This window comes from Streptomyces sp. NBC_00576 (assembly GCF_036345175.1).
Classification (GTDB): domain Bacteria; phylum Actinomycetota; class Actinomycetes; order Streptomycetales; family Streptomycetaceae; genus Streptomyces.
Genome location: NZ_CP107780.1, coordinates 3882606 through 3896372, shown reverse-complemented (window position 1 = coordinate 3896372; position 13767 = coordinate 3882606). Strand labels below are relative to the sequence as shown.

Annotated in this window: 9 protein-coding genes; 2 read left to right on the top strand and 7 right to left on the bottom strand. The window is 68.1% G+C overall.

All coding sequences use genetic code 11. The features are described from left to right. Positions 1–31: 31 nt before the first annotated feature. Positions 32–1555 (bottom strand): sensor histidine kinase, encoded by a 1524-nt coding sequence (locus OG734_RS16445; RefSeq protein WP_330288249.1) that lies wholly within the window; start codon positions 1553–1555, stop codon positions 32–34. Next, on the bottom strand, positions 1552–2262 hold the full coding sequence (locus OG734_RS16440) for a response regulator transcription factor (RefSeq protein WP_330288248.1): 711 nt from the start codon (positions 2260–2262) through the stop codon (positions 1552–1554). The genes OG734_RS16445 and OG734_RS16440 overlap by 4 nt, the downstream gene beginning before the upstream one ends. A 191-nt stretch (positions 2263–2453) precedes the next feature. Here OG734_RS16440 and OG734_RS16435 point away from each other — a divergent pair, with 191 nt between their 5' ends. Further along, positions 2454–4880, top strand: coding sequence for an MMPL family transporter (locus OG734_RS16435; RefSeq protein ID WP_330293682.1), 2427 nt, complete (start codon positions 2454–2456; stop codon positions 4878–4880). Between the two features lie 13 nt (positions 4881–4893). Here OG734_RS16435 and OG734_RS16430 read toward each other — a convergent pair whose 3' ends face one another. The 5 genes from OG734_RS16430 to OG734_RS16410 form a co-directional block, all read right to left on the bottom strand. After that, positions 4894–5712, bottom strand: coding sequence for a TetR family transcriptional regulator (locus OG734_RS16430; RefSeq protein WP_330288247.1), 819 nt, complete (start codon positions 5710–5712; stop codon positions 4894–4896). Positions 5713–5721: 9 nt separating this feature from the next. Further along, positions 5722–6249, bottom strand: a complete 528-nt coding sequence (locus OG734_RS16425) for a thiol-disulfide oxidoreductase DCC family protein (protein WP_330293681.1) — start codon at positions 6247–6249, stop codon at positions 5722–5724. Positions 6250–6263: 14 nt separating this feature from the next. After that, the gene (locus OG734_RS16420; protein ID WP_330288246.1) at positions 6264–6671 is read right to left on the bottom strand and encodes a hypothetical protein; all 408 of its coding nucleotides are present in this window, start codon (positions 6669–6671) and stop codon (positions 6264–6266) included. A 341-nt stretch (positions 6672–7012) separates the two neighbouring features. Then, entirely contained in the window at positions 7013–7420 is a 408-nt protein-coding gene (locus OG734_RS16415) for a VOC family protein (protein ID WP_330288245.1), read from the bottom strand. Between the two features lie 75 nt (positions 7421–7495). Continuing rightward, positions 7496–8107, bottom strand: a complete 612-nt coding sequence (locus OG734_RS16410; RefSeq protein WP_330288244.1) for a Uma2 family endonuclease — start codon at positions 8105–8107, stop codon at positions 7496–7498. A gap of 58 nt (positions 8108–8165) precedes the next feature. On the opposite strand from OG734_RS16410, the gene OG734_RS16405 reads away from it, so the two are divergent. Beyond that, on the top strand, positions 8166–13760 hold the full coding sequence (locus tag OG734_RS16405; protein WP_330288243.1) for an RHS repeat domain-containing protein: 5595 nt from the start codon (positions 8166–8168) through the stop codon (positions 13758–13760). The last annotated feature ends 7 nt before the right edge of the window (positions 13761–13767 follow it).

Here is a 13767-nt window from a genome sequence, read left to right as displayed (position 1 = left end):
CAGCCGACGAATCGGCCCACTCACACCTCACTCACGGGCGAACAACCCGCTCCGGCAGAGTGACCGTCACGGCCAACCCCTCGCCGGAGGCGGTCCGCACCGCGACCTCCCCACCGTGCGCCAGCACAACCCCCTGCACGATCGCCAGCCCCAGCCCGCTCCCCGCCCCACCCCCCGCCCGGAAGAACCGGTCAAAAATCCGCGCCGCGTCCTCCCGCTCCAGCCCGGGCCCCTCGTCCGCGACACACAGCCGCACGACACCGTCCACGCGTTCCACGCCGAGCCGCACGGGCACGTCGGCCGGAGTGTGGGTGCGGACGTTGCCGACGAGATTGCCCAACACCTGCCTGAGCCCCGACTCGTCGGCCCGCACCAGGATCGCCCCGTCGGCGTTCACGCTGACCGGCCGGTCCGGTTCCTGGACCCGCAGATCCTCCGCCGCGTCCCGCACCAGACGGCTCAGGTCGACGTTTCTCAGCCGAAGTTCGGGCCGCTGGTCGAGGCGGGCCAGCGTCAGCAGCTCGTCCACCAGGCGCCCCATGCGGTCCGCCTCGCCGTTCATCCGGTCCCAGGCGCGCCGCCGCTCCTGCGGGTCGGTCAGCATGCCCTTGTCGTACAGCTGGAGGTAGCCGCGTATCGCGGACAGCGGGGTGCGCAGTTCGTGCGAGGCGTCGGCGACGAACTGCCGCAGCTGGGCGGCGCTGCGCTCGCGGGTCCGGTACGCCGACTCGACCTGGTGGAGCATGGTGTTGAGGGCGACCCGCAGCTGTTCGACCTCAAGGGTGGCCTCGCGGCTGGACGGGACCCGACGGGTGAGATCGCCCTCGGCGATGGCCGTCGACGTCTCGACCATGTCCTCCAGGGGCGCCATGCGTCGGCTCACGCTGAACATGGTGAGCACGGCGAGCAGCGCCAGCAGCAGCGTCCCGACGGTGAGATCGAGCTTCAGGGCCTTGCCGAGGACATCGTGCAGGGCGTCCGTCGAGGTGGCCAGGAGCACGGTCGCACCGTCGGCGAGGTGGGCGGCGGTGACGCGGTAGGGGGCGTCCCGTACCCGGATGTCGTGGGGTTCGTCGTCGCGCGCGAGGGCGGCCGGGTCGGAGACGGCGCCGGCCAGGGCGCGCTGGTCGGCGGTGGCCTCGAACCCGGCGACGGGCATGGCCCGCCCCTTCTCGCCGACGACCACGAAGATGCCGTCGGACGCGAGGGAGTCGGTGCTCGGCGAACTACCGGCGCCGTCCCCGGAGTTGGACCGGTATCTGTCGGTGAGGGCGGCGAACGCGGTCAGCGAGTCGATCTGCTGCAGCGTGATCCGGGAGCCGCCGATCGAGTCCCGGGTGCTCATCAGCTGGGTGTCGACGCTGTCCTGCAGATACAGCCGCATACCCATCACGCTCACCGTGGTCGCCACGACGATGCCCAGGGCGAGCAGCGCGACATTGGCCAGCGTGAGCTTGATGCGCAGGGAGTGGATCCCGCGCTTGCAGCGGAAGGTGCGCCCCCATCCCGCCCCGAAGGCGCGCCCCCATCCCACCCCGATCCCCAGGAGACTCATGCCAGCCCGTATCCGACACCGCGCCGGGTGGTGATCACCGGCGGTCCGAGCGCGTCGAGCTTGCGCCGCAGATAGCTGATGTACGTCTCGACGACCGTCGACTCGGGAGGCGTGTGTTCGTACTGCCAGACGTGCCGCAGGAGTTGCTCCTTGGGCACGATCCGGCCGCCGTTGCGCACCAGGAACCGCAACAGCGCGTACTCCGTCGGGGTCAGCTCGACGGTGCCGCCCGCGCGGTGCACGCTGTACGTCGACTCGTCCAGCTCCAGGTCGCCCCACCGCAGGGGCGGCCGTTGCGGCAGCACGTCGGCGGGCCGGGTCCGCCGCAGCACGGCGGTGATCCGTGCGATCACCTCGTCGATGTTGAACGGCTTGGTGATGTAGTCGTCGCCGAAGCCGAGGGCGCCGACGATCTCGCCCGGCGCGTCCCGCGCGGTCAGGAAGACGAGGGCCAACTCGGGTCTGCGGTCGCGCAGTTCACGGCCGAGGGCCCGCCCGTCACCGTCCGGGAGCATGATGTCGAGCAGGGCTACGTCCGGCCGGGTGCGCTCGGCGAGGGTGAGCGCCTCGCGGACGGTGCCGGCGACCATCACCTCGAAGCGGTGGTAGCGCAGGGCGATGGCGAGGACGTCCGCGATGCTCGGTTCGTCCTCCACCACCAGCACGGTGCCTGTGCCTGTGCCCGTACCTGCGCCTGGAGCCGTCATGCCCCCAGTATCGGCGGGGCCACTGACAGCCGGGCCCCGTTCGCGCTTTGGAGTTCCTTGAGAGTCATGGCGGGCCGGTGTCCATGCCCGCGCGCCGCCACCAATCCTGTTGCCCAGGACCTGGGGGACCGACCGAACCAACCAACCAAACCAACCAGTCTGACGAACAAGGGGTGTTGAGCGTGGCGGCATTGGCGCGGTGGTGCTATCGGCACCGGCTGGTGGTCCTGTTGATATGGGTGGGGGCCGTGTTCGGACTGGGCTTCGCGGGCTCCGCCGCGGGCACGGACTACGCGAACACGTTCTCCCTCCCGAACACGGACTCCACACGTGCGTACGACCTGATGGAGAAGGCCTTCCCACAGGCCGCGGGCGACACCGACACAGTCGTGTGGAAGGTCGACGAGGGCACGGTGCGGGACGAGTCGGTACGGTCCCGGATCGAACCGAAGCTCGCGGAGATAGGGAAGATGGCTGGGGTCGGCGAGGTCACCAGCCCGTACGCCTCCGGCGGCGCCGCCCAGATCAGCGAGAACGGGCGGATCGCCTACGCCCAGATCACCTTCACCGAGCAGGCGAACGGGGTGCCCAAGAAGACGGTCGAGGACGTCGTCGACACCGCCCAGGCCGCCGAACGTGACGGACTGCAGGTCGAGTTGGGCGGCCAGGCGATCACCAGGACGCAGGAACCGCCCACCGGCATCGCCGAGATGGTGGGCATCCTGGCCGCGGCGGTCGTCCTGTTCCTCGCCTTCGGCTCGCTCTTCGCGATGCTGCTGCCGCTCGTCGTCGCGATCGCGGCCCTCGGCACCGGCCTGATGACGACCTCGCTGCTCAGCCATGTCACCGACGTGCCCGAAGTCGCCCCGCTGCTCGGCTCGTTGATCGGCCTGGGCGTCGGCATCGACTACGCGCTGTTCATCGTGACGCGCCACCGCCGAGGCATCCTGCGCGGCGCGCAGCCCGAGGAAGCGGCGGTGACGGCGCTCAACACCTCCGGTCGGGCCGTACTGTTCGCCGGCGGCACCGTCTGCATCGCGCTCGCCGGCATGCTGGTGATGAACATGCGCTTCCTGGACGGCGTGGTCATCGCGACCTCCCTCACGGTCGTCCTGAGCGTCCTCGCCGCGACGACCCTCCTCCCGGCGCTCCTCGGCCTCCTCGGCATGCGCGTCCTCAGCCGCAGGCAGCGCCGCCGGCTGGCCGCGACGGGACCGGAGTCGGCCGAGGCGAGCGGACTGGCGGCGCGCTGGTCGTCGTACGTCGAACGGCGCCCGCGCTCCACTGCGGCCATGGCCCTGGTGGCGATGCTGATCCTCGCGTTGCCCGTCCTCTCCATCCGCCTGGGCGCGACCGACCAGGGCAACCACCAGGAGTCGACGACCACCCGTCAGGCGTACGACCTGCTCGCGGAGGGCTTCGGTCCCGGCTTCAACGGCCCGCTCCAGGTGGTGGTCGCCAAGGGCGACGCGAACGCCCTCGTCTCGACGATCCGTACGACGGAGGGCGTGGCGCAGGCAGCGGCGGCGCCCCCGTCCCAGGGCATCACCGTGATCCAGGTGGTCCCGACGACGTCCCCCCAGTCGGAGCGCACGGACCAGCTGATCGACCGCCTGCGCGACGAGGTCATCCCGGCCTCCGGGGCCGAGGCCCACGTCGGCGGGGTGACGGCGATCTTCAAGGACTTCGCGGCGGTGACGGGCGACCGTCTGCCGTACTTCGTGGCGGCGATCATCTCGCTGGGCTTCCTGCTGTTGCTGATCGCGTTCCGCTCCATCGTCGTCCCCCTGACAGCCGCGCTGATGAACCTGATCGCGGCGGCGGCCTCCTTCGGCGTACTGGTCGCGATCTTCCAGTGGGGCTGGGGCACGGAGCTGCTCGGCGTCGGCAAGGAGGGCCCGATCACGGCGTTCCTCCCCGTCATCATGCTCTCCCTCCTCTTCGGCCTCTCGATGGACTACCAGGTGTTCCTGGTGAGCCGTATGCACGAGGAATGGGTCCACACGAAGGACAACGCACGGGCGGTCCGCGTCGGCCTCGCCGAAACAAGCAGGGTCATCAACTGCGCGGCCCTGATCATGATCTGCGTCTTCTCGGCCTTCGTCCTGAGCGGCGACATGGAGGGCGCGATGGCGGGCATCGGCCTCGCCGCAGCGGTCGCGCTGGACGCGTTCATCCTCCGTACGGCCCTGGTGCCGGCCGCGATGCACCTGCTCGGCAACTCCAACTGGTGGCTGCCGGCGGGCCTGGAGAAGCGCCTGCCGCATCTGGCGGTGGAACCGAAGGAGGAGACCGAGGTCCAGGAACCCGCCCGGCTGGAGGGCGGCGCCTCGGTGGTCCACGGGTTCGTCCGTGACTCGGAGGGCGCGCCGGTCGAGGACGCGTCGGTGACCCTCCTGTCGAAGGGCGGACGCCAACTGGACCGGGTCACCTCCCTGGCGGACGGCTCGTACATCCTCTCCGTCCCGTCCCCGGGCGCCTACCTGCTGGCGGCGACAGCGTCGTCGTACGGCTCCCGGGCCCGGCAGGTGACCGTGGAGGACAGTCCGCTGGTGTACGACGTGGAGCTGACGGAGGCGTCGGAGGAGGGAGCGGACGAGGTGGACGCGGTGAACTGACCGCGCTGGGCGCCTACTTGTCGACCTGTTCGCCCTTCCCGGACTCCTCGGGCTTCTCAAACTCCTCGGACTCCTCGGGAAGGGCGTTGGTCATCCCCGGCAGGAAGTCGCTGAACAGGTCGTGTACCTCGCGGACGAGCGGGCGCAGCACCCGGAAGCGGGCCAGGGACACACCGCGCGCGGTGAGCCGGGCGCCACGCCCGGCGAGCCGGTAGGTGCGCTCACGGCCCTCCGTACGGTCGTAGATCCAGTACATGACCATGCCCATCTGGGACAGCCACATCAACTCGGGCAGCACGTCCCGGAGTTCCTCCGGCACCTTGGCCTTCGACCCGGCAAGCACTTCCCGGTGGACGTCGATGGCCTGCACGCGCGCATGCTCCGACTCGGCGGAGAAGGGGCTGAGCGGACTGTTCGGGTCGGCGGCGGTCTTGAAGAACTGCACGGCGAACTCGTGGTAGGGAGCGGCCACATCGAGCCAGGCCCGGTGCACCCCGGCAAGCCGGGCCTCCAGCTCGGTCTCCCGGTCGAGTACCTCCCGCGCGGCCACCTGGTACTCGCGGGCCAGCTGGTCGTAGAAACCCTGGATCAGGTGTTCCTTGCCGGCGAAGTAGTAGTAGGCGTTGCCGACGGAGACCCCGGCCTCCTGAGCGATGGCCCGCATGGTCGTCTTGTCGTACCCCCGCTCCTTGAACAGCCGCATGGCCGTCTCCAGGATCAACGCACGCGTCTGCTCACTCTTGGCGGGAGCAGACGCAGGAGCAGATGTCTCAGGGGACCCAGGAGACTCAGGAGGCTCAGGGGACTTGGGGCTGTCTTTCGCTGCTGACACGGAAGGAGCCTAACCAGTGGAGCAGGTGCCGCTGTCACAGCCGGGTGGGGTGTGGACCCACCCGAAGCGCGGATCGTACGACCACCCGTCGGCCCGCTGGTACACCGGCCGGCCACCCCTGTCGGTGCCCCACTGGCGCCCGCGCCACTTGGCGGCGGCAAGCACGGCCCCCTTGGCGAGCCGGGCCCCGGCCGGGGTGGCGAACCGATGGGCGAGCGGCCGGTGCTCGCGCAACGCCCACAGCACGACGACCCAGGCACCGGCGCCGCGATAGACCTGCCCGGAGTCCCCGACGACGGTGATGTCGGCGAGGGTGGCGGAGTGGTCCAGGGTCGGGAACAGCGTCCGCGCCCGCTCCGAACCCGCCGGAACCATTGCCAGCGGCACCAGCTGAGGCTGCCGTACGAGCCACTCGCGCACGAAGGTGCACAACTCGCACTCGGCGTCGTACAGAACGGTGAGCCGGCGGACCGGGACGCCCCCCGTGGCGTCCCGGTCCGCGCGGGCGGTGGTGTCCCCCGACCCCACCGCGTTCATGTGGCTCATCGTGGTCACACCCCGGCCGTGGGGGCGACCCAGCCCTGCGGCGCGACGGGCGGCACCTGCTCCCGCTCCATGACACCCCGCCGACGGATCTTGCTGAGAACGAACACGTTGGCGAGGTGCATGACACCGAGCACGAGCAGCACGACACCGAGCTTGGTGGAGAGAGCCTCGAACACCTCCCGGGTGCTGCCGATGTCCCCGTCACCGCTCAGATAGAGGGCGACGAACCCGAGGTTGACGAGATAGAAGCCGACGACGAGCAGATGGTTGACGGCTTCGGCGAGCTTCTCGTTCCCGCGCAGCACATCGGCGAGAAAAACCCGCCCGTTGCTGCTGAGGGTCCGCGCGACCCAGACGGTCAGCGCGACGCTGACCAGCAGGTAGATGACGTATGCGACGACTGTGAGGTCCATGTCTTCGTCCTTGTCCCCGTACCCCTTGAACGACTTGAACGCGTTCAAAAGTGCTTACGGTGATGACTGTAGACCTGTTTTTGAACACGTTCAAGTGGCATCAGAGGTGGGCTGTTGTCGATGAGCCACGACGGGACGCGACGCGACTCGCCCTTGGGGGGCTGGACTTGGAACCGCCGTGGACGTCCTGGACGCCGTACGGCAGACGACCGCGCGCGGAAGATGTTCTACAGGCCGCCGAGTCCCGCAATTAGGCGGCGGCCGGGGGCTGCACTTCTGGAGGGTCGAGCAGGGCGGAGCAGGACACCGCCCTGACGGCGATCAACCGTCGGTGACCTCGTTCATGACCGCGCGAGCTCCGGCCGCTTCCGGTAGTCCGTGAAGCCGATGACGTTGCCCCACGGGTCGGCGATCTCGACGGTCCAGCCCGTGGCCACGGACACCGGGGCGTCGAGCGGGGTGACACCGGCCGCGGCCAGGGCGCGGGCCGCCGCCTTGGCGTCCGGTACCTCCAGCCACACCCGGGGCGAGGCCCACGGTGGCGGCCGGTGACCGAGCGCCTCCTCGACCCGCAGCAGCAGCCCCGGCGTCTCGGCGCCGACCCTCAGCACGGCGATCCCGGCCTCGTCGAGCCGGGCGGTGATCCCGAACCCGGCCCGCTCGTAGAAGGCCACCGCCTCGGCGAGGTCCCCGACGGGCAGCAGTACGTTGTCGAAACCGAGCAGTTCGTACGACTCGTGATCTGACATGGCGTCAGGTTAACGGGACGGTCGGCGGAATCCTGGGAGGCTGGAGATGGCAGGAGGGTGCGGTGACCAGCGCGATCAGGGAGTCCGCTTCGACTGCCCGGCTTCGAGGATCTCCGCCACATCGAGGCTGACCTTGGCGCCGATCGAGTCGGGGAGGGTGACGATCTCGCCGGGGGCGTGGATGCGGTAAGTGGTGTACGTGCTGCCCTCGGGGTTGGTGAGCACGTGGAGGCGCTGGTGCTTGCGGTCGACGACGACATAGACGGGTACCTTGGCGTCGGCGTACGCAGCGACCTTGATCTGTAGGTCGGCCTTCCAGTTGCTGGAGGTGACTTCCAGGACGAGTTGGAAAGCCACCGGCTCGTAGCAGTTGTTCTCGACGAAGTGGTCTTCGATGTCGGCGTCGACGACGACGAGATCGGGGATGGCGTAGTCCTCAGTGCCGCTGGGCAACCACAGACCGACGCCCTGAAGTACCTCTGTCTCGCTTCCGTCGATACCGGCTGCGATGAAGGGGTGCGTCAGCCTGCCCAGAGCGCGGGCGTGGGCGACGTCCGGGGGCGGGGACACGAGAATCAGGCCTCCGATGATCTCGACGCGGTAGCCCGGATTGCGCTCCATGAGACGGTTCGCCTCCGCGATCAGCGGACGTTCGCCGTGAGGCTGCTCGACAGCTGTTGCGGACATCAGGTGCCTCCCGTTGGGCTGGTGTCGAGGCCATCATCGTAGGCCGGAGGAAACAGTCGTGCCCCCTTCACACCGCGTCACCCGAACGTGTGCCCCCGCACGCCCGAGGGCCCCGTCTCCTGCGGAAACGGGGCCCTCGAACCCCGAGACCGACACCGAGATCTACCGCCCCACGCAGGACGACGGCACCCGTGTCGAGCACAAGACCGGCGGCAGCAACGGCGACAACAACGGTGAGTACTGGGTCGTCACCACCACGGACGGTACGAAGTACTACTACGGCCTGAACCAGGTCGGCGGCGGTCACGCCAACACCACCTCGGTCTCCACCGTCCCCGTCTTCGGCAACCACCCGGGCGAGCCCTGCCATGCGGACGCGTTCGCCGACTCCCGCTGTGGCGCGGGTAAGAAACAGGCCTGGCGGTGGGGTCTGGACAAGGTCGTCGACGTGCACGGCAACGCGATGGTGGTGAGCTGGAAGCAGGAGTCGAACTACTACGCGGTGAAGAAGAAGTTCAAGACCCCGGAGCAGTACGACCGTTTCGCGTACCCGTCGGTCATCGAATACGGCATGCGGTCGGACCTGACCAAGCCCTCGGCAACGGTCGAGTTCGGGGTGAGGCAGCGCTGCCTGAAGTCGGACGCGGTCTGTGACGCGGCGAACTTCAACAAGACCGAGGACCCGGGTGCGTACCGCCCCTGGTGGGACACCCCCGGCAACTTCAACTGCAAGTCCTCCTCCAAGTTGTGCCCGCCCTTCCCCTCCTTCTGGACGCAGATGCGTCTGGACACGGTGACGACGAAGGGCGCCCGCGCCGGCCAGACGGGGCTCGGCAAGGTCGACACGTACGAGCTGCACCAGTCGTTCCCGGAAGACTGGTACGACACATCCCCGGGCCTGTGGCTGAACTCGATCACCCGGCGCGGCTTCGCCCCGGGCGACACCACCGGCACGCTTCAGCACAAGGACGGCGTCAGCTTCGCCGAGTACTCCGTCGGTTCGAACTCCCCGCTGCGCACCCGCCTCCAGGACCGCCAGTTGCCGAACCTGGTCCTCACCGGCCCGAATGACCAGCGCCCCGGCTTCACTCGGCCGCGTATCGGTACCGTCGCCACGGAGTACGGCGGTGACATCGAGATCGAGTACAAGGGCGGCTGTGCCACCGAGCCGTCAGAGGACAAGGGCAGGAGCAACGGCACGTGCTACCCGGTGCGCTGGTCGCCGGATGGTGACGAGAAGACGCCGGCGAAGTCCTGGTTCAACAAGTACGTCGTCCACTCCGTGACCGAGACCGACAAGGTGACCTCGCACGGCAAGCCCGTCGTTACCAAGTACGGCTACTCCAGCCCCGCCTGGGCCAAGAGCGTCGACGAGTTCACCCGCCCCGCTCTGCAGACTTACAGCGACTGGCGCGGCTACCGCCAGGTGGCCGTCATCAAGGGCAGCAAGTCCAGCTCGCAGCAAGGCGACCCGCAGGCCCAGTCGTACTCCGTGACGCGCTACTTCCAGGGTGTCGGCGGCGCGGTCAAGGACTCCACCGGTGCCTACACGCTGGTGGACGACGACGCCCCGCAGTACGCGGGCCTGACCGCGGAATCCATCAGCTACCTCAACTCCGACAAGAAGGTCCAGCAGCGCGTCCTCAACTACCCTTGGTCGAAGCAGACCGCGTCCCGCGCCCGCGAGGCCGAGACCGGCATCGACCTTGAACCGCTGCTCGCCCACCGCGGCGCCATCAAGCGCACGGACGCGATCCAGACAGTCGACACGAGCTGGCGGGCCGTACGCACGCTCACCTCGTTCGAGGACACCTACAGCCTGCCGTACCAGGTGGAGACGGCTGTAGTGAAGCCGAACGGCTCTGGCGGCGAGACCCTCTCCGACCAGACCTGCACCAAGACGTCGTACGTCCACAACACCTCGGCCTGGCTCATCGGCCTGACCAAGGAACAGCGCTCCACAGGCACTTCCTGCGCGAGCTACGACTCGGCCGACCCGGCCAAGCAGCTCAAGTCCGCAGTGCGGTACAGCTACGACAAACTGGACCACGGGGCCACCCCGACGAACGGCGACATCACCTCCGTGGCCACGATCGACGGTGCCGGCACCTCATATTCGAAGGTCATCACGACGACCTACGACGACCTGGGCCGCAAGCGCTACGTCACCGCGCCCGGTGAGGGCACCAACGAGACCCAGTACGTCCCGGCGGACGGCGGCCCGGTCACCTCGATCAAGGCGATCAACGCCAAGGGCCACGCCACCACCACGACCTTCGACCCGGGCCGCAGCCTGGCGCTCACGGTCACCGACCCCAACGGCCGGGTGCTGAAGACCGAGTACGACGCGCTCGGACGTTCGGTGAAGGGCTGGTCGGCGTCCCGGTCGTCCGGCGGCAAGTCCGCAGACGTCCTGATCGAGTACCAGAACGCCATCGCCACCTCCGAGACGACGCGTCCGGCGGCGGTCACCACCAGGACCCTCAAGGACGACGGCACCTACAGCAAGCAGGTCACGATCTACGACGGCCTGATGCGCAAGGTCCAGGTTCAGGAGGAGGCCCACGGCCCCGGTCGGATTGTCACCGACACCTCGTACAACGACCACGGCCTCGTCGACGAGCAGACCGCCGGATACCTCGCCAAGGGCGATCCCGCGGTGGAACTGTTCACCCCGAAGTCGACCACGTCGATCCCGAGCTGGACCAAGACCCGCTACGACGGCCTGGAACGGCCGGTCCGTAACTCGACCTACTTCGACGGCAACTACCGGTACGCCACGTACACCACGTACACCGACACCAGCACCTATGTGGACCCGGCTGGCGGGACGGCACCCCGAACCCGCACGTACACGGACGCCCTAGGCCGGATCACCTCGGTCAAGCACTACAGCCGGGACGACTCCGACAGCGACACCGGTCGTACGACGGCCTACGGGTACGACGCCCGTGGCAACCGCGACAGGGTCACAGACCCGGCCGGCAACAGCTGGTCGTACACCTTCGACGCGCGCGGCCGTGTCACCTCCGCCACCGACCCGGACACCGGCAAGACGGAGACCTGGTACGACGCCGCCGACCGGCCCAACAAGACGACCAACTCCCGGGGGAAGACGACCTACACGGAGTACGACGACCTGGGCCGGCCCATCAAGGTCCGCGAGGGGTCCGAGACCGCCACCCCGGTCAAAGAGTTCACCTACGACTCCCTGCCCGGCGCGCTCGGCAGGCCGGTCGCCTCGATTCGCCACACCGGGAACGGCGACTACATCAGCCGGGCCACCGGCTACGACAGCGAGTACCGGGTCACCGGCCGGGAGACGGTCATCCCACCCCACACGATGACCACGGGCGTCGCCGGAACCTACACCTACGGGTACACCTACACCCCGGTAACCGGGCAGCCACTGTCGTACACCATGCCCGCCGTCGGTGGCCTGCCCGCCGAGAAGGTCATCACCCGCTACAACAGCGACGGCCTGGCCGAGTCCACCTCTGGCCGCGCCTGGTACACCTCGGACGTCACCTACTCGCCCTTCGGTGAGCCGCTGCGCACGGTCTCCGGCTCCCAGCCGTCCCGGGTGTGGACGACCAATTTCATCGACCCGCACACCGGCCGCCTCCAGCGCACGATCGCCGACCGCGAGACCGCGAGCCCGCACCGCATCAGCGACAGCTACTACTCCTACGACGTCTCCGGCACCATCACCTCCAACGCCCGCGGTTTGACCGAGGCCTCAGGCACCACCTGGGACACCCAGTGCTTCACCTACGACGCCATGGGCGAGATGGTGAACGCCTGGACGTCGAAGATCACCCCCGACGGCAAGGCCACAGGCTGCAAGGCGTCGAACGGCACGGCCTGGGGGCCCCGCACCGACTACGAGGCCTCGACCGGGCCGGTGGCCGACGCCCCCGACGCCGCGACGGACGTGTCGAGCCCGGACACTTCGCTGAGTTCGACCTTGACCGCCGCCGCACCCGCCTCCGCCACCGTCGCTACGGGCGCCAGCACCTACCGCCAGTCCTTCACCTTCGACTGGCTCGGCAACCGCGCCGCCATGACGGAGTACGACCCCGCGGATGCCACCAAGAACGTCGGCTACAGCTACGGCTACGACAGCAAGCAGCCCCACACGGTCGACTGGATCAAGTCCAGTCCAACCGGCAAGGGCGGCTCCTATACCTATGACACGGCCGGCAACACCGAGGTCCGCGACCTGTCGAACACCACGCAGAACCTGACCTGGACCCAGGAGAACCGGCTCGACACGATCACGGACGACGGCACCAAGACGACATACGTCTACGACGCCGACGGCAACTCTGTCCTGGAGAACTCACCGGCGGGCTCGACCCTGTACCTCGGCGAGACCGAGGTGACGACCAATGCGAGCGGGGCGATCACCAACGCCGCCCGGTCCTACGCCCAGTCCGGCGCCCCGACGGTCATCCGCAGCACCGCCAACGGCGCGACCACCGGCCACAAGATCAACGTCCTGCTCGCCGACCACCTCGGCACGGCCAACACCGCGGTCGAACTCGCCGGCACCCAGCTGGTGGCGCGCCGCGCCTACAAACCGTACGGCGAGATTCGCGGCACGAAGCCGTCGAGCTGGCCGAACAAGCGCGGCTACCTCGGCGTCGGCATCGACGACGCGGCGACCGGCCTGACCCACATCGGCGCCCGCGAGTACGACCAGTCATCCGGCCGCTTCCTCTCGGCCGACCCGGTTATCGACATCGCGGACCCACTCCAGATGAACGGGTACGCGTACAGCAACAACAGCCCGATCAGCAAGAGCGACCCGACGGGTCTGATGCTCGCTCCGGAGGACGGCGGAGGCGGCGGGTACGTCCACCCCAACCCCAATAAGCCCAAACTGAAGGAGAAGGTACTCGCGGACGGCCGCACGGCGATTTACGACGAGTACGGAATCGGTCACGTCAAGGGCGGCAAGTTTGCCAACGACGCCGAGCGACGGGTTCTGCAGAACTTGAACGCCGACCTCAAGGCGGCCGGACTCCTCACCGATGGGAAAAAAAAGGGCACAGGTGAAATCTATTACTTGCAGTCCGACAATAATCCGGTGGTAGGTAAAGGATATTTCACGGACAAAAACGGAAATCGGCGGTACAACGGCACGACGTCCGACTTCATTAAAGTCACATACGTGAGTGGGAAGATCGTCGACGTAATCGACTTCGATGCCACGAGCGCCGGGTCACCGACAAAGGATCTCGCTGAGATTACGAAAGACATCAACGGCAAGATGATCCCCAAGCCGGGAGGCAAGGAACAGGCCAACAACGTGGTATTCGTTGGCGCGAGCGAGGATCAGGCCAAGCAGGTCGCCGCCTTGTACGAGAATGACTCCCGAGTATCAGCGATCCATCCGGAGAGCGGCTACGACTCGCGAAGGGTATTCAACCCTTCTACCGGTAGTGCGAGCTCCGGGCGCGTCAGCCCGCGGATCCGTGGCCGTGTATTCGGTATCGCGGGATCACTGATGCCGTTTGCCCAGGCGAACAGCTATGTACGGAGCTTCGGCGTCTGGGGTGGAATGACGGAGATGGGTAAGGACTTCTTCGATCCGTTCGGATTCCACGACGCCCTGGAAGTCCCTACCGCGCAAAATCCGCCGATCTGATTAAATT

Bases quoted from the DNA above. Each gene is read 5' to 3' on its own strand.
- OG734_RS16445 (WP_330288249.1), bottom strand. From the start codon at position 1,555: ATGAGTCTCCTGGGGATCGGGGTGGGATGGGGGCGCGCCTTCGGGGCG.
- OG734_RS16440 (WP_330288248.1), bottom strand. From the start codon at position 2,262: ATGACGGCTCCAGGCGCAGGTACGGGCACAGGCACAGGCACCGTGCTG.
- OG734_RS16425 (WP_330293681.1), bottom strand. From the start codon at position 6,249: ATGAACGCGGTGGGGTCGGGGGACACCACCGCCCGCGCGGACCGGGAC.
- OG734_RS16420 (WP_330288246.1), bottom strand. From the start codon at position 6,671: ATGGACCTCACAGTCGTCGCATACGTCATCTACCTGCTGGTCAGCGTC.
- OG734_RS16415 (WP_330288245.1), bottom strand. From the start codon at position 7,420: ATGTCAGATCACGAGTCGTACGAACTGCTCGGTTTCGACAACGTACTG.
- OG734_RS16410 (WP_330288244.1), bottom strand. From the start codon at position 8,107: ATGTCCGCAACAGCTGTCGAGCAGCCTCACGGCGAACGTCCGCTGATC.